The organism is Duganella paludis, assembly GCF_054461335.1.
Genome location: NZ_CM136922.1, coordinates 4,876,056 through 4,901,347 on the forward strand (window position 1 = coordinate 4,876,056; position 25,292 = coordinate 4,901,347).

The following is a 25,292-nucleotide window of genomic DNA, read 5'->3' on the forward strand; positions in this document are numbered from 1 at the left end:
TGATTTTAAAGGGTAAACATTTCTGCCGTATTTGCGTGCATTGAGGAAAAACCCTTATGGATCAAGCACTTTGCCCATGCGGCGCCCGGTTACGCACAAAGTTATCCACAAAAGATGTGCGAAACTTTGGTGAGCGATAGCCTTTTTCTTGTTGTTGTTTTTGTCATGCTCAAAATTTACGCACGGAAAGTATATTGTGACAAATCAATGACTTAAGGGAGGTCATCCCCTGTTCCGCACACTTTTATCCACAGAATTTGTGCAAAACTCTGTTCTTGCCCACATTGCGCGCCGGGCAGTGAATAGTCGGCATTGTCAACTTGATAGCATGGCGCTCCCTGGACGCCGGCTTGAAATCGCCTGCTTTATTTTTGCGCATGGTAACAATCGGCTTATGAATCAATGACTTGAATGGTCAACTTGTGCCTTGCTAACAATCTTATCCACATAAAGTGTGCAGAACTGCGGCGTGGCCGGCGATAGCTGAAAACGATCAGTCGCTTTCCGGTGGCGTCCGGTGGATAAGCCGGTTTTCACCCTAGAAAAGGGCGAAAAACACCCTCGTGCCAAATTTTTACTCAAGGCAAAAAAACCCTTATAAATCAAGGCTTTTTCATGTTGTGGGATCGCTTGCTAACAATCTTATCCACATTAAGTGTGCAGAAGTGAGCCGCGTAGTTTGGCTACTTATTCACCGCTGCACGGCTGCGTGTTTTTTGCGCAGGAAGAGAATATCCTTTTAAATCAATATGATAGGGATTGGCCAGCATGTTGCGCACAATGTTGTCCACAGAATTTGGGCATAACTGGAGTAAGCTCGTACCCATCTGCGCGATTTTTAGGCTGGACAACTATTCCCTTACAGATCAATAGTTTAGCGCTGAAGGACTGGGCTTGCTCACATTATTGTCCACAGAAAATGTTGAGAACTCCGCCAGACACTTGCCGACATCGGCCCAACAAGATACATTGCGCCATTCGGTTGTTCATATCTACAGGAGTTCGTTTTGCTCGCCATATTCCAAGCTGCAGGTTGGCCTATCTGGTTGTTGTTGATTGCTTCCATCGTCGCGACGGCCCTGATTGTCGAACGCCTGATGTATCTGCGCCGCAGCAAGATCATTCCGAAGAAGCTGCTGGACGAGGTGGTCCTGGTCTACCGCAACAATCACATCACGCCGGACATCATCGACAAGCTGGAGAAAAGCTCGCCGCTGGGCATCGTGCTGTCGGCCGCGCTGCGCAACGTCGACGCGCCGCGCGAGGTGATGAAGGAATCGATCGAGGAGGCCGGCAGCGGCGTCGCGCACACGCTGGAGCGCTTCCTGACCACGCTGGGCACCATCGCCACCCTGGCCCCGCTGATGGGCCTGTTCGGCACGGTGGTCGGCATGATCGAGATCTTCGGTTCGCAGAACGCGGCCGGTTCCAATCCGGCGGCGCTGGCGCACGGCATTTCGGTGGCCTTGTACAACACCGGCTTCGGCCTGGCGATCGCGATGCCGACCCTGGTGTTCTACCGCCACTTCCGCGCGCTGGTGGATAGCTTCATCATCGACATGGAACAGCAGGCGGTGAAGTTCGTCGACATCGTCCACAGCAAGCGCAAATAAGGACGCGCCATGAATTTCCGCAAAGGCCAGCGCCGCGAGGATCCGGAGATCAACCTGATCCCGTTCATCGACGTGCTGCTGGTGATCCTGATTTTCCTGATGGTGAGCACCACCTACAGCAAGTTTACCGAGCTGCAGATCACGCTGCCGACGGCCGACGCGCAGAAGGCGGTCGACAAGCCGTTCGAGCTGAACGTGACGGTGGACGCCAAGGGCAACTACACCATCAACGGCGAGCCGGTGTCGTTCCGCGATGTGAGCGGGCTGGCGCAGTCGCTGCGGGCGGCGGCCGGCAAGGCCGCCACTGCGGGTGATGCCGGCAAATCGCCGGTGGTGATCGTCAACGCCGACCAGTTCGCCATGCACCAGATGGTGATCAACGTGATGGAAGCCGCGCGCATCGCCGGCTACGAGAAACTTACTTTCGCGGCGCAAACCGGTGGCTCAAAATAAATCGTCGGCGTTGGAATCCACGCTGACACGTAACTGGCTGCGGCGCGGCCCGCTGGCTTGCGCCTTGTGGCCGGTCTCCCTGATATTTCGTTTGCTGAGCGGCGTGCGCGCGGCCTTGTTCAAGGCCGGCGTGCTGAAGTCGTCGCGGCTGCCGGTGCCGGTGGTGGTGGTGGGGAATATCTACATCGGCGGCACCGGCAAGACGCCGCTGACCATCTGGCTGGTGCAGGCCTTGCAGGCGGCGGGCATGCGGCCGGGGGTGATCTCGCGCGGGTTTGGCAGCGCGGAGCAGGGCGCGCGCGAAGTGACGGCGGCCTCGACTCCGGCGCAGGTGGGCGATGAGCCGTTGTTGATCAAGCAGCGCACTTGTGCGCCGGTGATGGTGGGGCGCGATCGCGCGGCCACGGGCTTGGCGCTGCTGGCCGCGCACCCCGAGGTGGATGTGCTGCTGACCGACGACGGGCTGCAGCACTACAAGCTGCAGCGCGATGTGGAGATCATCCTGTTCGACGGACGCGGCGCCGGCAACGGCTGGTTGCTGCCGGCCGGGCCGCTGCGCGAGCCGGTGACACGCCGGCGCGATTTCACCGTCATCAATGCGCCGCAACTGACGGCCGGCCTGGCCGCTGCCGTCGGCGCGCAGGGTGCGCCGGTGCAGATGGTATTGGCCGGCGACGTGGCCGAACAGCTGCGCGACCGCAGCCAGCGCCGCACCCTGGCCGGGCTGGCGGAAAGCGCCGGCCGTGACGGTCTGCGCATCGCCGCCGCTGCCGGTATCGGCAATCCGGCACGCTTCTTTGGCATGCTGAAAGCGGCCGGTCTGCACGTTATTGAACTGCCGCTTCCCGATCATCACGACTTCCAGGACCGCCCATTCGCCGCCCTGGACGCCGACCTTATCTTGATGACCGAGAAGGATGCAGTAAAATGTGCGCAAATTGAAGAACTCAGAGACGACCCGCGACTATGGGTCGTCCCGGTTACGGCGCGCATCGACCGCGCGCTGGCCGACCAAATTGTGGAGAAATGTCGTGGACGCTCGATTGCTTGATATCCTGGTATGCCCGGTCTGCAAAGGCCCGCTGGAGTACGATAAAAAGGCGCAGGAGATGATTTGCAAAGGCGATCGCCTGGCCTATCCTATCCGCGACGGTATCCCCATCATGTGGGCCGACGAGGCGCGCACCCTGCAGGACAAGGCGGAATAAGCCCGTGTCCTTCATCGTCATCATCCCGGCCCGCCTGGCCTCGACCCGGCTGCCGAACAAACCCCTGGCCGACTTGGGCGGCAAGCCGATGATCGTGCGCGTGGCCGAACGCGCGCAGCTGTCCGGCGCTTCCCGCATCATCGTCGCCACCGATCACGACGACATCCGCGCCGCCTGCGAACAGCACGGCGTGGAAGTCTGCATGACCCGCGCCGACCATCCGTCCGGCACCGACCGCATCGCCGAAGTGGCGCGCACGCTGAACCTGGCGGCCGACGCCGTCATCGTCAACCTGCAAGGCGACGAGCCGCTGATCGATCCGGCCCTGCTGCAGGCGGCCGCCGCGCGCATCGGCGCCGAGGTGCCGATGTCCACTTGCGCCCACCCGCTGCACGACGCCGCCGACGCCTTCAACCCGAATGTGGTGAAGGTGGTGCTGGACAAGGCCGGCCGTGCCCTGTATTTCTCGCGCGCCACCATCCCGTGGCACCGCGACGGCTACGCCCAGACCCGGGACAGCCTGCCTGCCAGCTACGTACCGCTTCGCCACATCGGGCTGTACGCCTACCGCAACGACTTCCTGCAGGCCTACCCGGCGCTGGAGATGTCGCCGCTGGAATCGATCGAGGCGCTGGAGCAGCTGCGCGTGCTGTGGCACGGCTATCCTATCGCCGTGCACGTGACCGATTCGGCCCCGGCCGCCGGCGTCGATACGCCGGAAGACCTAGAACGCGTGCGTCGCCACTATTAATTTATATTAATTCACGTCAGTTCGCCGTCAGCTATGACTGTTATAACGGCTGTAACTGTGCGATATTCATACGGAATATCGCCCAGAAATTGGCGTAACAACTAAGTTTTGTGGTAAGTTTCGTACGATCTCACACTAACTAACCCATACTCCATATCTGTTTTTAGGAAACTTCATGCGTCTCATTCTGTTAGGAGCACCAGGTGCCGGCAAGGGCACTCAGGCTAACTTCATCAAAGAAAAATACAACATCCCGCAAATTTCCACTGGTGATATGCTGCGCGCCGCCATCAAGGCCGGCACCGAGCTGGGTATCGCCGCGAAGAAGGTGATGGACGCGGGTGGTTTGGTGTCGGATGATCTGATCATCGGCCTGGTCAAGGATCGCCTGACCCAGCCCGATTGCGCCAACGGCTACCTGTTCGACGGCTTCCCGCGCACCATCGCCCAGGCCGACGCCATGAAGGACAGCGGCGTGACCGTGGACTACGTGCTGGAAATCGCCGTGCCGGACGAATCGATCATCGAGCGCATGGACGGCCGCCGCTGCCACCCGGCCTCGGGCCGCGTCTACCACGTCAAGTTCAACCCGCCTAAAGTCGAAGGCAAGGACGATGTCACCGGCGAAGACCTGGTGCAGCGCGACGACGACAAGGCCGAAGTGGTCAAGAAGCGCCTGGACGTCTACCACAATCAAACCGAAGTGCTGCTGGGTTACTACAACACCTGGGCACAATCGGGCGAACCTGGCGCGCCGAAGTACCGCCGCATCGAGGGCGTCGGCCCCGTGGAGCAAATTCGCGACAGCGCGTTTGCCGCGCTGGCGGAATAAGCGGTAAAGTAGAGCGGACCGATGGTCCGCTTTTTTTTTGCCGGATGCCATCCCGATTTTTGAAGTTTTGCAGTTCGCACGTTGAAGTGTGGTTTGTAGGCTTGATAAACAAAAATAAAGGGGACACTATGGCAGGCAGCTTATGGTTGGCAGTCGCGTGCGGCGTTATCGCCGTGGTTTATGGATTATGGTCGCGTAGCTGGATTTTGCGACAGGACGCGGGCAATCCGCGCATGCAGGAAATCGCACTGGCGATTCAACAGGGCGCCGCCGCTTACCTCGCGCGCCAGTACCGCACCATCGCCATCGTCGGCGTGGTTCTCCTCATCCTCATTGCCGTCTTGCTCGACATGAGCACCGCCATCGGTTTCCTGATCGGCGCGGTGTTGTCGGGCGCCTGCGGCTTCATCGGCATGAACGTCTCGGTGCGCGCCAATGTGCGCACGGCGCAGGCGGCCACCAAGGGAATGAACCAGGCGCTGGACGTGGCCTTCAAGGGCGGCGCCATCACCGGCATGCTGGTGGTGGGCCTCGGCCTGCTGGGCGTGGTGCTGTTTTATATGTACCTGGTGGCGGGCCTGGGGCCGGACATGAACCTGCACAAGACCATCGAGCCGATGATCGGCCTGGCCTTCGGCGCTTCGTTGATTTCGATCTTCGCGCGACTGGGCGGCGGCATCTTCACCAAGGGCGCGGACGTCGGCGCCGACCTGGTGGGCAAGGTGGAAGCAGGCATTCCCGAGGACGATCCGCGCAATCCGGCGGTGATCGCCGATAACGTCGGCGACAACGTCGGCGATTGCGCCGGCATGGCGGCCGACCTGTTCGAAACCTATGTGGTGACCCTGATCGCCACCATGTTGCTGGGCGCGCTGTTGATGGGCGCCAGCGGTACGACGGCCGTGATCTATCCGCTGCTGCTGGGCGCGGTGTCCATCATCGCCTCCATCATCGGCTGCTCGATGGTCAAGGCCAAGCCGGGCAAGAAGATCATGTCGGCGCTGTACACCGGCTTGTGGTGGGCCGCCGGCCTGTCGCTGATCGGCTTCGTGGCCGTGACCTGGCAGATGTGGCCGGACGACGCCATGCGCTACCGCATGATCGGCTGCACCGTGGTCGGCATCGTGCTGACCGGGCTGATGGTCTACATCACCGAGTACTACACCGGCACCGACTTCCATCCGGTCAAGCACATCGCCGAGGCCTCGACCACCGGCCATGGCACCAACATCATCGCCGGCCTGGGCGTGTCGATGAAGTCGACCGCGTGGCCGGTGCTGGCCGTGTGCGCGGCCATCCTGGTGTCCTACCAGCTGGGCCAGTTGTACGGCGTGGCGATCGCCGCCACCGCCATGCTGTCGATGGCCGGCATCATCGTGGCGCTGGACGCCTACGGCCCGATCACCGATAACGCCGGCGGCATCGCTGAAATGTCGGGCATGCCGGATTCGGTGCGTGCGATTACCGATCCGCTGGACGCGGTGGGCAACACCACCAAGGCCGTCACCAAGGGTTACGCCATCGGCTCGGCCGGCCTGGCCGCGCTGGTGCTGTTTGCCGACTACACGCACGCGCTGGAATCGGCCGGGCGCAGCATCTCCTTCGACTTGTCGAATCCGATGGTGATCGTCGGCTTGATCATCGGCGGCCTGATTCCCTACCTGTTCGGCGCCATGGCGATGGAGGCGGTGGGCCGCGCGGCCGGTGCGGTGGTGGTCGAGGTGCGCCGGCAGTTCCGCGACATCAAGGGCATCATGGAAGGCACGGCCAAGCCGGAGTACGACAAGGCGGTCGACATGCTGACCGCGTCGGCCATCAAGGAAATGATCGTGCCGTCGCTGCTGCCGGTGGTGGTGCCGATCCTGGTCGGCATGCTGCTGGGTTCGGCCGCGCTGGGCGGCATGCTGATGGGCACCATCGTCACCGGCCTGTTCGTGGCGATTTCCATGACCACCGGCGGCGGCGCCTGGGACAACGCCAAGAAGTATATCGAGGACGGCCACTTCGGCGGCAAGGGCTCGGATGCGCACAAGGCGGCCGTCACTGGCGACACCGTGGGCGATCCCTACAAGGATACGGCCGGTCCGGCGGTCAATCCACTGATCAAGATCATCAACATCGTGGCGCTGCTGCTGGTGCCGCTGCTGCCGGCCTCGGGCTGGCTGGCGGTGTCGGTGCCGCCGATGGCGCATCCGCCGGCCATCGTGCAGCCGGCCGAAGTGCCGCCGCCACCGCCGTTGCCGGTCCAGCAGTAGGTTACGAATTGTTTCGGTGGCTTCCCTCCTGCGATGAATCTGCTAATAATGAGAGGAGGAGGGAAGACCATGAACATCGCCAAGCCTGCGGCTTTTACCGTCCTGTTCCTGTTCGGCATGCTGGTGTGCGAGTATGCCTGGGCCGGAGCGGCTGAGGACAAAGCCAGGGATGACTACCTCAAATTGCCGGTCTGCACCTTGGGTGCGGACGGCAAGTCGCTGGCGGTCGAGCCATGCCGTACCGCGCCGGCTCAGGACCCCATGCCGCGCCGCCCGGTGCCGCAGACCATACAACGCATGCCGCAAAGCCAGCCGCCGCCCAAGGTGGCCATGCCGGTCCCACCCACTCCGCCTAAGCTCGACATGCGCGCCAAGGCGCCGGTGCCGACCACCGGCTGCGACGCCGCCGGCTGCAATGGCGCCAACGGCGTGCGCTACAACAATGCCGGCCCGAATGGTGTCATCACCCCGTCCGGCAAGGTCTGCAACAAGGCCGGCGGCATGATCCAGTGCTGAATCTTAAATAATAGGTAATTCGCCGCCCGATCCGATAGAATGCGATTTTTGGTATCGGGGCAGGCGGCATGGCAACACAGGGAGAGCTGGACTATTTCAAGCGCATCGGCGACGACGGCATGCAGCATGCCACCAACAAGCCGTGGTCGGACGCGCAGTGCGGCCTGTACCTGATGGAGCTGGGCGCCATGATGGCGCTGATGCCGGAAACCGGCCGCCTGCTCGACATGGGCTGCGGCACCGGCTGGACCAGCGTGCTATTCGCAAAAAAAGGTTTCGACGTGGTGGGGCAGGACCTGGTGCCGGAAGCCATTGCCGCCGCGCACGGCCTCAAGCAGGCCAACGGCCTGGCCAATCTCGACTTCGTGGTCAGCGATTATGAATCGCTGCAGTTCAAGGACGCGTTCGACGTGGTGGTCTTCTTCGATTGCCTGCACCACGCGGTGGACGAGCAGGGCGCCCTGGCCAGCGCCTGGCGCGCGCTCAAGCCGGGCGGCATTTGCATCACCTCGGAACCGGGCATCGGCCACGCGCGCCGTTCCGCCAAGATCATGGAAGAATTCGACGTGACCGAGCGCGATATGCACCCGGCCAAGATCATCCGCGCCGCCAAAAAGGTCGGCTTCCGCAGCTGGAGCGTGCATCCGCACGCGTCCTATCTGTACATCTCGCTCTACCGCCGCAGCCAGGGCGGCCTGATGGGCAAACTGTTCCGCATCCCCGGCATGCGCAGCCTGGTGGCGACCTTCTGCGTCCTGTTTTCGCGCCACATGGCCGGCATCGTGGTGCTGCAGAAGTAATCAGCTGCTGACGATGGCCGGTTCGCACAGTACCGGGAAGTTGAGCGAGTTGGCGATGTAGCACTTCTCGTGCGCTTCGTGGTGCAGGCGCTTGGCCAGGTCGGTGTCGCCGGCGGAGACGGTGACTTGCGGGCGCAGGATGATGCGTTCGAAGCGGTCACCGTTCATCGTGCCTTCGGCATGGTCTTCGTAGGCGGTGACGATGATGCCGGCATCGGCGCACAAGTGCAGATACCACAGCTTGTGGCAGGCAGAAGCCGACGCCACCAGCAATTCCTCCGGGTTCCAGCGCGTGGCGTCGCCACGGAAGGCCGGGTCCGACGAGCCGGCGATGTCCTGCTTGCCCGCTGCGGCGATCGTGTGCGCGCGGTCGTAGTCGCGGTAGCCCGAGGTGCCGCTGCCCCGATTGCCGGTCCATGTAACTGTCAGTTTGTAGTTGTGCGCCGTCATGCATCCTCCTGTGAGCAGCAAGTGTAGCGCGACTCGCCCTTCGGTTAAACTGTCGGGCTATGAGACATCAACTTTTTCTTTTTGACCTGGACGACACGCTGCTCGATTTCAAGGCTTCCGAACAGCTGTCCTTCGTCCGCACCCTGCAGCAGCTGGGCCACCATACGGTGTCCGAAAGCCTGTTCGCGCAATACCAGGCGATCAACACGGCGCTGTGGCGCAGCTTCGAGCACGGGGAGGTGAGCAAGGACTTCCTCAAGGTCGAACGCTTCCGCAAGACCTTCACCGCCAACGCGTTGGACATCGATCCCGAGGCGGCCAGCCTGCTGTACCTGGAATCGCTGTCCGAAACCGTGGTGCTGATCGACGGCGCCCAGGCGCTGTGCGCGCAGCTGGCGGCGGTGGGGGAGGTGGGCATCATCACCAACGGCGTCGATTCGATCCAGCAGCGCCGCATTGCCGCTTCCGGATTGGGCGATCACATATCCTTCGTCGCCACCTCGGAAGCTTGCGGCTACGCCAAGCCGGACAGCCGCTTTTTCGAATACACCACCGGCATGGCGCGCGCCTTCAACAAGGCCGAAACCATCATCGTCGGCGACCGCCTGGATGCCGATATCCTGGGCGCCAACCGTTACGGCATCGACAGCTGCTGGTTCAATCCGGGCCGCCTGGCTAATGGTTCCGAGGCTCGGCCCACCTATGAAGTCGCTCACTTGAATGCCATCGTCCCTGCCTTGCTATAATGCTGACGTTTACGTAAACGTCAATCAAGAGCAAGGAGACAGGCATGCAGATCAAGGATCAGGTATTCATCATCACCGGCGGCGCATCGGGTCTGGGCGCGGGCACGGCGCGCATGATCGTGGAGCAGGGCGGCAAAGTGGTGCTGGCGGACGTGCAGGCAGAGGCCGGCCAGGCCCTGGCCGCCGAATTGAACGGCGTCTTCGTCAAGTGCGACGTCACCTCGGAAGCCGACGGCCAGGCCGTGGTGGCGGCCGCGCTGGCGCAAGGCACGCTGCGTGGCGTGATCAACTGCGCCGGCGTGGCGCCGGCCTCCAAGACCGTCGGCAAAGACGGCCCGCACCCGCTGGAACTGTTCCAGAAAGTGGTGTCGATTAACCTGATCGGCACCTTCAATATGTGCCGCCTGGCGGCCGACGCCATGAGCAAGAACGCGCCGCTGGAAACCGGTGAGCGCGGCGTCATCATCAACACCGCCTCGGTGGCCGCCTTCGACGGCCAGATCGGCCAGGCCGCCTACGCCGCCTCCAAGGCCGCCGTTGCCGGCCTGACGCTGCCGATGGCGCGCGACTTGGCGCGCAACGGCATCCGCGTGATGACCATCGCCCCCGGCATCTTTGAGACGCCGATGCTGACGGCCATGCCGCAGGAAGTGCAGGACGCGCTGGGCGCCATGGTGCCGTTCCCGCCGCGCCTGGGCAAGCCGGTCGAATACGCGCTGCTGGCGAAAGCCATCATCGAGAATCCAATGCTGAACGGCGAGACCATCCGCCTGGACGGCGCGATTCGCATGCAGCCCAAGTAAACGGGCCGGGCGGTATAATCTGCCGCATGAATCCAACTATCGCAGGTTATCTCTGGTTGGTGCTGGCTTCCGTCGCCAGCGCCGCCGCCACCTTCCTGATCAAACTCTCCACCCAGTCCGGCGCCGGCGTCACGCTGGCGCGCCTGGCGTGGCTGGGCGGCGCCGGCGGCGCGTATGCGCTGGGCTTCATCTGCTACGCCGTGGCGCTGGAGCGGTTGGAAATCAGTCTCGCTTATCCCTTCATGACCGCCGTGACCATCGTGATGGTGACGCTGCTCGGAACCCTGCTGCTGCATGAAGCCCTGACACCGGTAAAAATCCTCGGACTGCTCCTGATTGCCGCCGGTGCTTTTGTGGTGGCGCGTTAAACCTCGGAGAGTCCATGCATCGTTTGAAAAACCTGGCGCTCGGCGCCGCAATGTTCGTCGCAACCTTCGCCGCGCTGCAGGCGCCGGCCCACGCGCAGCGCGCCACGCCGGACGCCGCGCCGGAAATCGCCACCGGCTATGCCGAGAAGGCCGGCAAGTCGGCGCAAAAATTCATGGTGGCCGCCGCCAATCCGCTGGCCACCCAGGCCGGCTACCAGATGCTCAAGCAGGGCGGCGCCGCGATCGACGCCGCCATCGCCATGCAGCTGGTGCTGACGCTGGTGGAGCCGCAATCGTCGGGCATCGGCGGCGGCGCCTTCCTGCTCTACTCGGACGGCAAGCGCGTGCAATCCTACGACGGCCGCGAGACCGCGCCCGCCGCTGCGGACGAAACGCTGTTCCAGGACCGGGACGGCAAGCCGGTATCGCGCGAAGTGGGCGTGGTCGGCGGCCGCTCCACCGGCGCGCCGGGCGTGTTGCGCATGCTGGAGCTGGCGCACAAGCAGCACGGCAAGCTGCCGTGGAAAACCCTGTTCCAGCCGGCCATCAAGCTGGCGGATAACGGCTTTGCGGTCAGCCCGCGCCTGAACGCGCTGATCTCCTACGATAAATTCCTGGCGCGCGATCCGGTGGCGCGCGTCTACTTCTTCGACGAGCAGGGCAAGCCGCGTCCCGTGGGCTACCTGCTGAAGAATCCCGAACTGGCGCGCACCCTGCGCGAGATCGCCGCCGGCGGCGCCGATGCCTTCTACAAGGGCCGCATCGCCGGCGACATCGCCGCCAAGGTCGCATCCCATCCGACCAATCCCGGCAAGCTGACCGCCGCCGACATCGCCGGCTACCAGGCCAAGGAACGCGCGCCGGTGTGCAGCGACTACCGCGCCTGGACCGTGTGCGGTGCACCGCCGCCTTCGTCGGGCGGCATCGCCATCGCGCAGATGCTGGGCATCCTGGAGAGCAAGGATATCGGCGCGGCGCGGCCGGTGAACGGGCAGCTGACGGCGGAGGGCATCCACCTGTTCACCGAGGCCAGCCGCCTGGCCTATGCGGACCGCAACCGCTACGTCGCCGACACCGACTTCGTGCCGCTGCCCGGCAAGGGCGTGGACGCCATGCTGGACAAGGGCTACCTGAAACAGCGCGCGGCGCTGATCGGCAGCCAGTCCATGGGCCGCGCCAGGTTCGGCACGCCGGACGGCATGCAGGTGGCCTGGGGCGCGGACACCGCCATCGACAAGCCGTCCACTTCGCACCTGGTGGCGGTGGACGTCTTCGGCGGCGGCCTGTCCATGACCACTTCGGTGGAAGACGCCTTCGGCGCGCGCCAGATGGTCGACGGCTTCATGCTGAACAACCAGTTGACCGATTTCTCCTTCGATTCGAAAGACGAAAACGGCCCGATCGCCAACCGCGTCCAGGCGGGCAAGCGCCCGCGCAGCGCCATGTCGCCGACGCTGGTGTTCGACAAGGGCACGCACAAGCTGGTGCTGGCCACCGGCTCGCCGGGCGGCTCGGCGATCATCAACTACGTGGCCAAGGTGCTGGTGGGGACGCTGGACTGGGGCCTGGACGTGCAGCAGGCCATCAGCCTGCCCAACTTCGGCAGCCGCAATGGTCCGACCGAGCTGGAAGCGGGACGCGTCTCGCGCGCCGTGGTCGAGCAGTTGAAGGCGCGCGGCCACGATATCCGCGAATATGACCAGAACTCCGGCCTGCAAGGCCTGCAGCGCCGCACCGTCAACGGCAGGGAAGAATGGTTCGGCGGCGCCGATCCACGCCGGGAGGGCATTGTTCTGGGCGACTAAGCCATGAACCTGATACGATTTGTGTTGTAAAAATTTTATTTTTGCTGTAATGTTGTGGTGCACAAAATGTAGGCGAGGATTGGTATGCGGGAAGGACTGTGGGACAAGGCGCGGGGGCTTGGCATCATCCTCGTGGTGTATGGACATATGCTTCGAGGCCTGGTCTCCGCTGGGCTGGTGCCCGTCGATCATCCGTTGGCGATCTCCGATTTCGTCATCTACACCTTCCACATGCCGCTGTTCTTCCTGTTGGCCGGTATGAACGCGCAGCGCAGCCTGGCCAAGGGCGGTTTCCTTACGAGCAAGCTGGCGACCATCGTTTATCCGTATTTCCTGTGGTCTTTGTTGCAGGGCGGCATACAGCTGTTGCTGAGTGGTACCACCAACCACGGCATGAGCGTCAGCGACCTGACGTCAATCCCGTGGCGGCCCACGGCCCAGTTCTGGTTTTTATATGCGATTTACCTGTGTCACGTGTTCGCCTGGGTCACCCGGGGCGACGTGGTGCGCATAGGCATCTTCGCCCTGGTGGCCTACCCGGTGGGCATCTACACCACGGGGTCGGTCGGCATCATCTCCAGCGCGCTGCTGTTTTTCCTGTACTACGCGCTCGGCGGTTTTCTGCAGCCCTATTTGAAAAACATGATCGTACGCATGTCCAGTTCCGAAGGCGTGGCGACCACGATGCTGGGCTTCGGCATCGCGGTGTTCGTGGCCTTCAAGCTCGGTGGCTATTACGCACCCACCGCCTTGTGCTCGTCCTTCCTTGGCATGTTCCTGGTGTTGCAGCTGGCCTACGTGCTGCCGGAAAATGGCGTTGGTTTGGCAGTCGAGTTGCTGGGCCAGCTGTCGATGCCGATTTACCTGACCCATGTACTGGCGACCGCCGGCATGCGGATATTCTTGATGAAACTGCACGTCGTCAGCCTGCCGTTGCACGTGGTCGCCGGCCTGATCGCAGGCATCGCGTTCCCGGTGTTCACCTACTATCTGCTCTACAAGCTGAAGTGGGAACGCTGGCTCGGCATGAGTAGCGGCGCTGCCATCTTCGCCCGCCCGGTCCCGGCGGCACCCGCGCCGGCAGAGAGCAAACCGGCGCATGATTGAGCCACGGGCGCCGCACCCATGTGGCGTTCAAGCTGGGAACCTTGTCGAATTGTCTCGCCAGCGATGCTATATCTCCACAAATGGCGGAGAGGCTGTTAATCTTGTCAGATGGGAATACAAAAGAAAACAGGCTTGATCCTCACGGGCGGCGGCGCCCGGGCTGCCTACCAGGTGGGCGTGCTGCAGGCCATATCGGAGATTCTGTGGGAGGAGGGCTGGCCGCCGGCCCGCAATCCCTTCGACATCATCTGCGGCACTTCGGCCGGCGCGATCAACGCCACGGCGCTGGCCTGCCGCGCCGATAACTTCGGCGAGGGCGTGCAAAAGCTGCTCGACGTCTGGCAGCACATCTCGGTGGAGGAGGTCTATCGCGCCGATTCGCTGGGCGTGATCCGCTCCGGCGCGCGCTGGTTGTCGTTGCTGTCGTTCGGCTGGCTGCTGCGCAAATGGCGCGCCGCGCCGCCGGCGTCGCTACTCGACAACACACCTCTGGTCGGCCTGCTGCACCGCATGCTCGACCTGCCGCGCCTGGACGCCGTGCTGTCCGAAGGCCTGCTGCATGCGCTGGCCGTCACCGCCTCGTCCTACACCGGCGGCAATCACCTGACCTTTTACCAGACCGCCGCCGACATCGCGCCGTGGGTGCGCATGCAGCGCGTGGCGTTGCAGGACCAGATCGGCGTCGAGCATTTGCTGGCGTCGTCGGCGATTCCGTTCATCTTCCCGGCCACGCCGCTGTACCTGGGCGGCCACCGCGAATACTGCGGCGACGGCTCGATGCGCCAGCTGGCGCCGATCTCGCCGGCGATCCACCTGGGCGCGTCCAAGGTGCTGGTGGTGGGCGCGGGACGCCTGACCGAGCCGCCGCGCAGCGCCGCCGAAAAAAACGCGGCGCGCTATCCGAGCCTGGCGCAGATCGCCGGCCACGCCATGTCGTCGATCTTCCTCGACAGCCTGGCGGTGGACATCGAGCGGCTGGAGCGCATCAACAAGACGCTCTCCATGCTGCCGCCGGAGTATCTGGCGCAGACGCCGCTCAAGCCGGTCGAGCTGCTGGTGATCGCGCCGTCCGAACGGCTGGACGATATCGCCAGCCGCCACATCGCCAGCCTGCCGTCGCCGATCCGCGCCATGTTGTCCGGCATCGGCGCCACCGAAACGCGCGGCGCCGCGCTGGCGTCGTATCTGCTGTTTGAATCCACCTACACCTGCGAGTTGATCCGCCTCGGCCAGCGTGACACCCACGCGCGCAAGAGCGACGTGCTGGCCTTTTTCGAGTCCTGATGCTGTTTTTTGTCCGCCAGTCGCTGTTGTCCTTATTGTTGCCGTTGTTGCTGCTATGGAGCGCCGCCGCCATGGCCGCCGCGCCGCCTCGCACCCTGCGTTTCGAGCAGCTCAGCGTGGAGCACGGCCTGGCGCAGGAAACCGTGCTGGCCATCGCGCAGGACAAGCAGGGCTTCATCTGGCTCGGCACCCAGGCCGGCCTGACGCGCTTCGACGGCTACCGCACCATCACCTACAAGAGCGCCGTCTCCGATCCGCGCAGCCTGGCCGACAACTGGGTGCGCGTGCTGCACCTCGATCCCTCCGGCCAGCTGTGGGTCGGCACCGACGGCGGCCTTGACCGCTACGACCCGGCCACCAAGACCTTCACCCACTTCCTGCCGCGCGAGTCGGCCCATCGCGGCAACGGCAACCGTCACGTGCGCGCCATCATCGACGATGGCCTGGGCGGCTTGTGGGTGGCCAGCGCCGACGGCCTGCATCACTTCGACCCGGCCAGCAAGCGCTTCACCAGCTGGTATCACGACCCAGCCGATCCGGCCAGCCTGGCCAGCGACCATGTGAACGCGCTGGCGCGCGATGCCGCCGGCCGCCTGTGGGTGGGCACCGCCTCCGGCCTGGACATGCTGGCGCCGGGCGGCACGCGCTTCCAGCACTACAGCATCGACGCCGCCAATGCCAACGGCGACAGCAAATTCAATTCCGTCGTCGCGCTGCAGGTCGACAGCGCGCAGACCCTGTGGGTGGGCACGCAGGCGGGCCTGGAGCAATGGCGCCTGCTGGGCGCCGAGCCGCAGCGCCGCCGCCTCGGCCCGCGTGAAGGCTTGAAGGCCGGCGTCGCCATCACCAGCCTGTACGAGGACGCCGAGGCCAACCTGTGGGTCGGCTCGCTGGCCGACGGCTTGTTCCGCTGGCAGTCGGCGGACGAGCGCCTGGTGCAGTACCGCCACCAGGTCGGCGACACCCACAGCGTGGCCGACAACCAGATCTCGGCCATGTACCGCGACCGCGTCGGCACCTTCTGGGTCGGCACCTGGAACGACGGCGTGAGCCGGGTCGACATGGGCAGCGGCGGTTTCGCGCGCATCGTGCGCCAGGCCGACCAGCCCAACTCGCTGTCGGACAACAAGATACGCGGCATCGTCGCCGACGGCCGCGGCAAGCTGTGGCTGGGCAGCAGCGGCGGCTTGAACCTGTACGACCCGCTCACCGGCGAGAGCCAGGTGTGGCGCCACAATCCGAACAACGCCAACAGCATCAGCAGCGACCAGGTCACCACCCTGTGGCGCGAGAAGAACGGCAATATCTGGCTGGGCGGCCCGGCCGGCGTCAATCACCTGAACCTGGCCACCGGCGCGATCCGCTCGCTGTCCTTCGTGCGCGGCGATGCGTCCAGCGACACCATCCGCAACATCGTCGGCGACCGCAGTGGCGTGCTGTGGGTGGCCTCGCGCGGCGGCCTGCACCGGCTCGACCCGGCCACGCTGGAGTCGCGCACCTACCGCCACGATCCGGCCGACCCGGCCAGCCTGTCCGACAACGTGGTGCGGCCGATCCTGGAAGACCGGCGCGGCCAGCTGTGGATCGGCACCTTCAACGGCCTCGATCTGCTGGACCGCAAGACCGGCAAGTTCCGCCACTACCGGCGCGATCCCAAGGACCCGCGCAGCCTCAGTCACGATGAAGTGCACTACCTGTACGAGGATGCGCGCGGCGTGATCTGGGTCGGCACGGCGGCAGGCCTGAACAAGATGGAAGTGGCGGCCGACGGCAGCGTGTCGTTCCGCCGCTACCTGCGCAAGGACGGCATCGCCGACGACGCCATCGCCTCCATCCTGCCGGACGACGCCGGCCATCTCTGGCTGAGCACCAACAGCGGCTTGTCGCGCCTGAATATCGGCACGGGCCTGGTGCGCAACTACAGCGGCGCCGACGGCACCATCGAGGGCGCCTACTTCGACGGCGCGGCGCTGCGCATGCTGGACGGCACGCTGTACTTCGGCGGCTTCAACGGCATCACCGCGTTCGCGCCGGCCGAGGTGCGCGAGAACAGCGTGGCGCCGACGGTGGTTATCACCGACTTCCAGATCTTCAACAAGTCGCTGCGGCCGGGGCAGGGCGAGCATGGCGACGTGCTGAAAACCGCCATCGAGCACACCGCCGCGCTGACGCTGCCGGAGCGCGACTCGGTGTTCTCGCTGGAGTTCGCGGCGCTGCACTACGCCGCACCGCAGCGCAACCGCTTCGCTTACCAGTTGCAGGGCTTCGACCAGGACTGGGTGGTCACCGATTCCACCAAGCGTTTCGCCACCTACACCAACCTCGACGCCGGCAAGTACGTGTTCCGGGTGAAGGCCGCCAACAAGGACGGCATCTGGAACGACAACGCCGCCACGCTGGAAATCACCATCGAGCCGCCGTTCTGGAAAACCTGGTGGTTCCGCAGCCTGCTGGCGCTGGCCGCGGCCGGCGGCGCCTACGCCATGTACCACGCGCGCGTGCGCGCGCTGCGCCACCAGCAGCTGCGGCTCGAGCACCTGGTCGGCTCGCGCACGGCGGAAGTGGAGTACAAGAACCAGCAGCTGCAGCAGCAGAAGCACGAACTGGAACGGCGCCGCCTGGAAGCGGAGGCGCAACGCGCCGAGGCGGAGCAGCGCCGCATCGACACCGAGCGCCAGAAGGAAGAAGTGGAGCAGGCCCACCGCAACATCTCGGTGCTGAGCGAACTGGGTCGCGAGATGAGCGCCTCGCTGGACATGGAAACCACCATGCAGACGCTGTACCGCCACGTCAACCACCTGATGAACGCGCAGATCTTCGGCATCGGCTTCGTGCGCGAGGAGGCGGGCGTGATCGACTTCCCGTTCGCCATCGAGGGCGGCGTGCGCACCTTGCCCTACCAGCGCCGCCTGGACCTGCCCAACCAACTGGCGGTGTGGTGCATCAACCACCGCAAGCCGATCTTCATCAACGACTTCGGCCGCGAGTACCGCGACTACATGGATGAATCGGGACTGGCGTCGCTGGTGCCGTGCGAGCGCGAGGACGGCATGCCGGTGGCGACCGCGCATTCGATGATGTACGCGCCGCTGGTGGTCAGCGACCGCGTGGTCGGCCTGCTGTGCGTGCAAAGCACGGAGCGCAACAGCTACCAGCGCGTGCACATGGACATGCTGCAAACCCTGGCGTCCCACGCCGCCGCCGGCCTGGAAAACGCCCGCGCCTACCAGCAATTGGAAGACACGCTGCAAACCCTGCGCCGGACGCAGGAACAGCTGATGGCGCAGGAGCGCCAGGTGCGGTTGCACACCGAGGAACTGGCGCGCACCAACCGCGCCTTGCAGGACAACGAGGAACGCCTGCGCTACGCCAAGAAAAAAGCGGAAGACGCCACGCGCCAGAAATCGGAATTCCTGGCCAATATGAGCCACGAGATGCGCACGCCGCTGGCCGGTGTGATCGGCATGCTGGGTTTCGCGCTGCGCGACGTGCAACTGGCGGCCGGCACGCGCGAGCAGATCCTGCGCGGGCAGGCCAATGCGCAGTCGCTGCTGTCGATCATCAACGACCTGCTGGATTTCTCCAAGATCGAAGCCGGCAAGCTGACCATTGAGAACATCGACTTCTCGCTGTCGGCGGCGGTGGAGAACGTGGTCAGCCTGTTCGAGGAACAGGCGGCCGCGCACAGCGTCGGCTTCAGCCTGGAGTTCGACGAGGGCTTGCCGCAGTTCGTGGTGGGCGATCCATCGCGCCTGCGCCAGGTGCTGGTCAACCTGGTCGGCAACGCCTTCAAGTTCACCCAGCGCGGTTCGGTGCGGATGCGCGTCGAGCGCCTGTCCGGCGAAGGCCTGGACGAGGACGACAACCGCATCCGCTTCAGCGTCAGCGACACTGGCATCGGCATCGAGGCCGAGGCCATACCGCGCCTGTTCCAGCAGTTCGAACAGGCCGACGCCTCCACCACGCGCCGCTACGGCGGCACCGGCCTGGGACTGGCGATCTGCCGCCAGTTGGTGGAGCTGATGGGCGGCAGCATCAACGCCGTCAGCACACCGGGCCAGGGCAGCGTCTTCATGTTTGAGTTGCAGCTGCCGAACGGCGTGGCGCCGCCGGTGGTGCCGCACGTGCCGCGCGAACCGCACAGCCACCAGCTGAAGGTGCTGTGCGCGGAAGACTTCCCGACCAACCAGATCATCATCCGCATGATGCTGGAAGACCTGGGCCACAAGGTCGACATCGCGGCCAACGGCGCGCTGGCGGTGAAGGCCTGCGGGTTGACGCGCTATGACCTGATCCTGATGGACGGCCGCATGCCGGAGATGGACGGCGCCAGCGCCACGCGCCTGATCCGCGCCGGCGGCCCGGACGACGCGCCCGTGCGCGACCAGGAACTGATGATCATCGCGCTGACCGCCAACGCCAGCGAGGAAGACCGCAGCCGCTATCTGGCCTCCGGCATGGACGACTTCCTGACCAAGCCGATCGACGAGGACAAACTGCATTTCCAGTTAAGCAGGGCGATCGAGCGTCAGTTGCAGCGCGGCTTCCAGTTGCCGCGCATGCAGTCGCGCCGCAACCCGGCGCTGGGCACGCCGGAACTCGACTCCATGTTCGGCGTGGCGCCGGCGTCGCTGGAGACCTCGCGCCTGGCGCAGCACAGCGGCGGCGCCAGCGACCTGAAAACCCGCCTGCGCAACGTCTTCAATCAGGACGCGCCGATGCGCCTGGCCGACCTGGAGCTGGCGCTGCGCGAGCGCGACCGCGAAGTGGCGGGCCGCCTGCTGCACGGCATGAAGGGCAGCGCCGGCTACCTGGAGGAACAGGAATTGCAGGCGCTGTGCGGCGACCTCGAACACGAGGCCGACCATGGCAATTGGGCTCAGGTGGAGTCGGCCATGCCGCAGTTGCGGCGCCTGCTGGAACGGGTGCGCGCGGCGGCGCGAGGCTAGCGGTCTGGAAGGTGCAAAACCCACGCAAACTTTCTTGTCCAGGACGTTGCAAGTCGCGTTTATTGATGTAAGATCATTACAATACGACACAGGGAGCTACATGAAAGTTCTGGTAGTAGACGATGATGTCGTCTCGCGCATGGTGCTGATGCACCTGATCGATGGCTGCGGCAGTTTTGACATCGTTGAGGCGGAGGATGGCGCCGATGCATGGCAGCAGCTGGAGGGCGGTTTACGTCCGGCCATTTGCTTTTGCGATTTGCGCATGCCGCGCCTGTCCGGCATGGAGTTGCTACAGCGCGTGAAGGCGCATGCGGAACTTGAGAGCATGCCCTTCGTGCTGGTGACATCGGCCAACGACAAGGACACCGTACAGGAAGCCAACCAACTCGGCGCCGCCGGTTATATCGTCAAGCCGTTCCAGGCCGAGCAGGTGCGCGTTCACCTCGCCAAATTCCTCGACCAGGCGGCCAGCGGCCACGAACACATGGCCGAGGCGCCGGCCGAAACGCTACGCCGCCTCGGCATCAACGGCGAACGCCTGCTGGTGTACCTGAGTGGTTTCCAGAACCAGCTGACCGCCGCCGCCGCCGATCTGGAAGCCATGCTGGCCAAGGGCGAACAGGCCGAGGCGCAAGTGCGCATCGATCGCCTGCACGCAGGCTGCGTCACGCTGGGCCTGCACGGTGCGGCCGACGCGCTCAAGACCATCGCGCCGGGCCAGCTCTCCAACGAGGCGGTGCAGGCCGCGCTGTCGGACGTGGTGCGCGCTGTCATTCATCAAGCCGGGCTGACACGACAGGGAAATTTCGCCTGATCGGCTAAATGTACGCTTGATGCCGGGATAGTTTAGGTTTAAAGTATCTGCTGAGCAGCGGATCTCTTTCGACTTTCAACTACAGGGCGATCATGACCAGACCTTTCGCAGCCAGCGCCTACACCGACCATTTCGCGCGCGCGCACTTGCCGCCGCCCGAACTGTGGCCGGAACTCTGTTTCGACCTGCCCGAACTGCACTATCCGCCGCGCCTCAATTGCGTGGAGCAGTTGCTGGCAAGTGCGCGCGAGGACGGTATGCGCGTGGCGCTGCGCGGCGCGCGCGGCGACTGGACCTATGCGCAGTTGCTGGAGCAGGTGGACCGCATCGCCCACGTGCTGCGTGGCCCGATGCGGCTGGAGGCGGGCAACCGCGTGCTGCTGCGCGGCGCGAATACGCCGATGATGGCGGCTTGCATCCTGGCGGTGATCAAGGCCGGGCTGATCGCGGTGCCGACCATGCCGCTGCTGCGCGCGCGCGAACTGGGAGCGATCGCCGGCAAGGCGCAAGTGAACGCGGTGCTGTGCGCCGACAGCCTGCGCGCGGAAATGGAGGCGACCGCATTGCCGGAAGCGGCGCGCGCCAACACGCTGTGGTTCGGCGCCGCCGCCGATACTGGCGCCGGATCGCTGGAGGCCTTGATGGCGGCGCAGCCGGCGCAGTTCGACGCGATCGACACGGCGGCCGACGACGTTTGCCTGATCAGTTTCACCTCGGGTACCACCGGCATCCCGAAAGGCACCATGCATTTCCATCGCGACGTGATGGTGATCTGTGACTGCTTCCCGCGCTCGGTGCTGCAATCGGAGCGCAGCGACGTCTTCATCGGCACGCCGCCGCTGGCCTTTACCTTCGGCCTCGGTGGTCTGCTGCTGTTCCCGTTGCGGGTGGGCGCGACGGCGGTGTTGCTGGAGAAGCTGACGCCGGAAACTCTGCTGAAAGCGATAGAGACGTATCGCGCGACGGTATGTTTTACTGCCCCGACGTTTTACCGTCAGATGGCGGCGCTGGCGCCGCAGTTCGACCTGGCGAGCCTGCGCAAAACCGTGTCGGCCGGCGAAGCGCTGCCGCTGGCCACGCGCGAAAGCTGGCGCCAGGCCACCGGGCTGGTGATGATCGACGGCATAGGCGCGACGGAACTGCTGCACATCTTCATCTCGGCCGCCGGCGACCAGGTGCGGCCCGGCGCCACCGGCAAGCCGGTGCCGGGCTATCAGGCCTGCATCCTCGACCTGGATGGCAAACCGGTGGGGCCGGGCGTGATAGGACGGCTGGCGGTGAAAGGCCCGACCGGCTGCCGTTACCTGGACGACGAGCGCCAGCGCGACTATGTGCTCGATGGCTGGAACCTGACCGGTGACGCCTACGAGATGGATGCGGACGGATATTTCTACTACCGCTCGCGCACCGACGACATGATCATCTCGGCCGGCTACAACATCGCCGGGCCGGAGGTGGAGGATGTGCTGCTGCGGCATCCGGCGGTGGCCGAATGCGGCGTGATCGGCAAGCCGGACGAGGAGCGCGGCCAGATCGTGGCGGCGCACGTGGTGCTGCGCGCGGGAGTGGAAGCGACGCCGGAACTGGCGGCGCAGTTGCAGGAGTTTGTGAAGGCGCAGATCGCGCCGTACAAATATCCGCGCTCGGTGAAGTTCATGGAGGCTTTGCCGCGCACTGAAACGGGCAAGCTGCAGCGATTCAAATTGCGGTCTGAATAGTGTGAAGAATAAGATGAAAATACTGTGCATAGGCGGCGGCCCGGCGGGCTTGTATTTCGCCCTGCTGATGAAGAAGCAGGACCCGTCCCACCAGATCACGGTGGTGGAGCGCAACCGTCCCTACGATACCTTCGGCTGGGGCGTGGTGTTCTCCGACCAGACCTTGGGCAACCTGGCCGAGGCGGACGCGCAGACCGCGCAAGCCATCGAGGCGGCCTTCAACCACTGGGACGATATCGACGTCTTCTTCAAGGGCGAGAAAGTGACCTCGGGCGGCCACGGTTTCTGCGGCATCGGACGCAAGCACCTGCTCAATATCCTGCAGCACCGCTGCGAGGAGCTGGGCGTGGAGCTGGTGTTCGAGACCGATGTCACCGACGACCAGGCGCTGGCCACGCGCTACGGCGCCGACCTGGTGATCGCCTCCGATGGCTTGAACAGCCGCACCCGCGCGCGCTATGCCGACAGCTACCAGCCGCAGATCGAGCCGCGCCGCTGCCGCTTCGTGTGGCTGGGCACGCGCAAGAAGTTCGACGCCTTCACCTTCGCCTTCAAACAGACGGAGCACGGCTGGTTCCAGGCGCACATCTACCAGTTCGACGCCGACACCTCCACCTTCATCATCGAGACGCCGGAACCGGTGTGGCGCGCGTCGGGCCTGGAAGACATGACGCAGGAAGAATCGATCGCCTTCTGCGAGCGTTTGTTCGCCGAGGAGCTGGACGGCCACGCGCTGATGTCCAATGCCAGCCACCTGCGCGGCTCGGCCATGTGGATCACCTTCCCGCGCATCGTGTGCGGCAAGTGGGTGCACTGGCACGCTGCCGATGGCAAACAGGTGCCGGTGGTGCTGATGGGCGACGCCGCCCACAGCGCGCACTACTCGATCGGCTCCGGCACCAAGCTGGCGCTGGAAGACGCGATCGAACTGGCGCGCTGCTTCGGCACGCACAGCGATGCCGCCGACGCGCTGGCTGCGTATGAAGAGGTGCGTGCGGTGGAGGTGCTCAAGCTGCAAAGCGCGGCGCGCAATTCGATGGAATGGTTCGAGAACGTCGAGCGCTACACGGCGATGGACGCGCCGCAGTTTGCCTACTCCATGCTGACACGCAGCCAGCGCCTGTCGCACGAAAACCTGCGCCTGCGCGACGCCGCCTACGTCAGCGGCTACGAACGCTGGTTCGCCGGCCGCGCCGCCGCGCAGGCCGGCGTCGTCGCTCGGCAGGCCGCCGCCGTACCGCCGCCCATGTTCACGCCCTTCAAGGTGCGCGAGCTGGTGCTGAAAAACCGCATCCTGGTCTCTCCGATGGCGCAATACAGCGCGGTGGACGGCGTCGCCGGCGACTACCACCTGGCCCACCTCGGTGCGCGCGCACTGGGCGGCGCCGCCATGGTGTTCGCCGAAATGACCTGCGTCTCGGCCGACGCCCGCATCACGCCATATTGCCCCGGCATGTACACGCCCGAGCACACGCAGGCATGGAAGCGCATCGTCGACTTCGTGCACCAGCACAGCGACACCGTCATCGCCCTGCAACTGGGCCACGCCGGCGCCAAGGGTTCTACACGCGCCATGTGGGACGGCATCGACCGCCCGCTCGACGACGGCAACTGGCCGCTGTTCTCCGCCTCGCCGCAGCAATACCTGCCAGGCGTATCGCAACCGGCGCGCGAGATGACGGCGGCCGACATGGACCGCATCCAGAACGACTTCGTGCGCGCCACGCTGGCCGCAAATGAGGCAGACTTCGACTGGCTGGAGCTGCACTGCGCGCACGGCTATCTGCTGTCGTCCTTCATCTCGCCGCTGACCAACCAGCGCAGCGACGAATACGGCGGCAGCCTGGAAAACCGCTGCCGCTATCCGCTGCGTGTATTCCAGGCCATGCGCGCGGCGTGGCCGTCGCACAAGCCGATGAGCGTGCGCATCTCCGCGCACGACTGGGTGGAGGGCGGCATCACGCCTGACGACGCGGTGAAAATCGCGCGCCTGTTCAAGGCCGCCGGCGCCGACATGATCGACTGTTCGTCGGGCCAGGTCAGCAAGCTGGAAAAGCCGGTGTACGGCCGCATGTTCCAGACCCCGTTCGCGGACCGCATCCGCAACGAAGCCGGCATCGGCGCCATCGCCGTCGGTTCGATTTTCGAAGCGGACCACGTCAACAGCATCATCGCCGCCGGCCGCGCCGACCTGTGCGCCGTCGGCCGCCCGCACCTCGCCAATCCGGCGTGGACGCTGGCCGAGGCGGCGCGCATCGGTTACACAGCGGTGGCATGGCCGAAGCAATACCTGCCCGGCAAACAGCAATTGGAAAGAAATCTGGCAAGAGGACAAAATGGAAGATGAAGAAGAACAACTGGACCTGGCCAGCCGCCTGACACAGGACCACCACCAGTCGCTGAAACTGTGGCTGCGCATGCTGTCGTGCACCGTCAAGATCGAGAACGAGATCCGCAGCCGCCTGCGCTCCACCTTCGGCATCACGCTGCCGCGCTTCGACCTGATGGCGCAGCTGGAGCGCCACCCGGACGGGCTGCGCATGGGCGAGCTGTCCAAGCGCATGATGGTCACCGGCGGTAACATCACCGGCATCACCGACCAGCTGGAACAGGAAAAGCTGGTGGTGCGCGTGCCCGATCCGAAGGACGGCCGCGCCTACAGCGTGAAGCTGACGGCGGCCGGCCGCAAAGCCTTCGCCACCATGGCGGCGGAGCATGAAAGCTGGATCGAAGAGCTGCTGCGGGACGTCTCCAGCACGGACAAGGCGCAGTTGATCGACATGCTGTCGACCATCAAGCAGCAACTGAAATAAGGAC

21 protein-coding genes are annotated in these 25,292 nt (G+C 64.6%); 20 read left to right on the top strand and 1 reads right to left on the bottom strand.

Going from position 1 to position 25,292, the window contains the following annotated elements; genetic code table 11:
• Nucleotides 1–1,007 precede the first annotated feature (1,007 nt).
• From ACXZ1M_RS21515 to ACXZ1M_RS21555, 9 genes are all read left to right on the top strand, one after another.
• On the top strand, nucleotides 1,008–1,613 hold the full coding sequence (locus ACXZ1M_RS21515) for a MotA/TolQ/ExbB proton channel family protein (RefSeq protein ID WP_459049666.1): 606 nt from the start codon (nucleotides 1,008–1,010) through the stop codon (nucleotides 1,611–1,613).
• A 9-nt stretch (nucleotides 1,614–1,622) separates the two neighbouring features.
• Complete coding sequence (locus ACXZ1M_RS21520; RefSeq protein ID WP_459049667.1) at nucleotides 1,623–2,066, top strand: ExbD/TolR family protein; 444 nt, start codon at nucleotides 1,623–1,625, stop codon at nucleotides 2,064–2,066.
• Nucleotides 2,053–3,117, top strand: coding sequence for a tetraacyldisaccharide 4'-kinase (gene lpxK, locus ACXZ1M_RS21525; protein ID WP_459049668.1), 1,065 nt, complete (start codon nucleotides 2,053–2,055; stop codon nucleotides 3,115–3,117). Before ACXZ1M_RS21520 ends, lpxK begins: the two co-directional genes overlap by 14 nt.
• Nucleotides 3,098–3,274 (top strand): Trm112 family protein, encoded by a 177-nt coding sequence (locus ACXZ1M_RS21530; RefSeq protein WP_008446346.1) that lies wholly within the window; start codon nucleotides 3,098–3,100, stop codon nucleotides 3,272–3,274. The genes lpxK and ACXZ1M_RS21530 overlap by 20 nt, the downstream gene beginning before the upstream one ends.
• A 4-nt stretch (nucleotides 3,275–3,278) precedes the next feature.
• The gene (kdsB, locus tag ACXZ1M_RS21535) at nucleotides 3,279–4,025 is read left to right on the top strand and encodes a 3-deoxy-manno-octulosonate cytidylyltransferase (protein ID WP_459049669.1); all 747 of its coding nucleotides are present in this window, start codon (nucleotides 3,279–3,281) and stop codon (nucleotides 4,023–4,025) included.
• Between the two features lie 175 nt (nucleotides 4,026–4,200).
• On the top strand, nucleotides 4,201–4,857 hold the full coding sequence (gene adk, locus ACXZ1M_RS21540; protein ID WP_459049670.1) for an adenylate kinase: 657 nt from the start codon (nucleotides 4,201–4,203) through the stop codon (nucleotides 4,855–4,857).
• A 128-nt stretch (nucleotides 4,858–4,985) separates the two neighbouring features.
• Entirely contained in the window at nucleotides 4,986–7,112 is a 2,127-nt protein-coding gene (locus ACXZ1M_RS21545) for a sodium-translocating pyrophosphatase (protein WP_459049671.1), read from the top strand.
• 69 nt (nucleotides 7,113–7,181) lie between these two features.
• Nucleotides 7,182–7,628, top strand: a complete 447-nt coding sequence (locus ACXZ1M_RS21550; RefSeq protein WP_459049672.1) for a hypothetical protein — start codon at nucleotides 7,182–7,184, stop codon at nucleotides 7,626–7,628.
• A 68-nt stretch (nucleotides 7,629–7,696) separates the two neighbouring features.
• Complete coding sequence (locus ACXZ1M_RS21555; RefSeq protein WP_459049673.1) at nucleotides 7,697–8,428, top strand: class I SAM-dependent methyltransferase; 732 nt, start codon at nucleotides 7,697–7,699, stop codon at nucleotides 8,426–8,428.
• On the opposite strand, the gene ACXZ1M_RS21560 is transcribed toward ACXZ1M_RS21555, so the two are convergent.
• A complete protein-coding gene (locus ACXZ1M_RS21560; RefSeq protein WP_459049674.1) occupies nucleotides 8,429–8,878 on the bottom strand; it encodes an OsmC family protein in 450 nt (149 codons plus the stop codon).
• 59 nt (nucleotides 8,879–8,937) lie between these two features.
• Between ACXZ1M_RS21560 and ACXZ1M_RS21565 the strand changes: the two genes are divergently transcribed.
• The 11 genes from ACXZ1M_RS21565 to ACXZ1M_RS21615 all read left to right on the top strand — a co-directional run bounded on the left by ACXZ1M_RS21565 (nucleotide 8,938) and on the right by ACXZ1M_RS21615 (nucleotide 25,288).
• Entirely contained in the window at nucleotides 8,938–9,624 is a 687-nt protein-coding gene (locus ACXZ1M_RS21565; protein ID WP_459049675.1) for a YjjG family noncanonical pyrimidine nucleotidase, read from the top strand.
• A 44-nt stretch (nucleotides 9,625–9,668) separates the two neighbouring features.
• Nucleotides 9,669–10,427, top strand: a complete 759-nt coding sequence (locus tag ACXZ1M_RS21570) for an SDR family NAD(P)-dependent oxidoreductase (protein ID WP_459049676.1) — start codon at nucleotides 9,669–9,671, stop codon at nucleotides 10,425–10,427.
• Between the two features lie 26 nt (nucleotides 10,428–10,453).
• Complete coding sequence (locus ACXZ1M_RS21575) at nucleotides 10,454–10,795, top strand: SMR family transporter (protein WP_459049677.1); 342 nt, start codon at nucleotides 10,454–10,456, stop codon at nucleotides 10,793–10,795.
• A 14-nt stretch (nucleotides 10,796–10,809) separates the two neighbouring features.
• Entirely contained in the window at nucleotides 10,810–12,600 is a 1,791-nt protein-coding gene (gene ggt / locus ACXZ1M_RS21580) for a gamma-glutamyltransferase (RefSeq protein WP_459049678.1), read from the top strand.
• Nucleotides 12,601–12,684: 84 nt separating this feature from the next.
• On the top strand, nucleotides 12,685–13,707 hold the full coding sequence (locus tag ACXZ1M_RS21585; RefSeq protein WP_459049679.1) for an acyltransferase family protein: 1,023 nt from the start codon (nucleotides 12,685–12,687) through the stop codon (nucleotides 13,705–13,707).
• A 108-nt stretch (nucleotides 13,708–13,815) separates the two neighbouring features.
• Nucleotides 13,816–14,991, top strand: a complete 1,176-nt coding sequence (locus ACXZ1M_RS21590; protein WP_459049680.1) for a patatin-like phospholipase family protein — start codon at nucleotides 13,816–13,818, stop codon at nucleotides 14,989–14,991.
• Nucleotides 14,991–19,940: a two-component regulator propeller domain-containing protein gene (locus tag ACXZ1M_RS21595; RefSeq protein ID WP_459049681.1), complete on the top strand. Its 4,950-nt coding sequence runs from the start codon at nucleotides 14,991–14,993 to the stop codon at nucleotides 19,938–19,940. Before ACXZ1M_RS21590 ends, ACXZ1M_RS21595 begins: the two co-directional genes overlap by 1 nt.
• Nucleotides 19,941–20,040: 100 nt before the next feature.
• Nucleotides 20,041–20,757, top strand: a complete 717-nt coding sequence (locus tag ACXZ1M_RS21600) for a response regulator (RefSeq protein ID WP_459049682.1) — start codon at nucleotides 20,041–20,043, stop codon at nucleotides 20,755–20,757.
• A 92-nt stretch (nucleotides 20,758–20,849) separates the two neighbouring features.
• Nucleotides 20,850–22,475, top strand: a complete 1,626-nt coding sequence (locus tag ACXZ1M_RS21605; protein ID WP_459049683.1) for an AMP-binding protein — start codon at nucleotides 20,850–20,852, stop codon at nucleotides 22,473–22,475.
• 13 nt (nucleotides 22,476–22,488) lie between these two features.
• Nucleotides 22,489–24,822 carry a bifunctional salicylyl-CoA 5-hydroxylase/oxidoreductase gene (locus tag ACXZ1M_RS21610; protein WP_459049684.1) on the top strand — a complete coding sequence of 778 codons (2,334 nt, stop codon included), beginning with the start codon at nucleotides 22,489–22,491 and terminating at the stop codon, nucleotides 24,820–24,822.
• Complete coding sequence (locus tag ACXZ1M_RS21615) at nucleotides 24,812–25,288, top strand: MarR family winged helix-turn-helix transcriptional regulator (RefSeq protein WP_459049685.1); 477 nt, start codon at nucleotides 24,812–24,814, stop codon at nucleotides 25,286–25,288. Before ACXZ1M_RS21610 ends, ACXZ1M_RS21615 begins: the two co-directional genes overlap by 11 nt.
• Nucleotides 25,289–25,292: the final 4 nt, after the last annotated feature.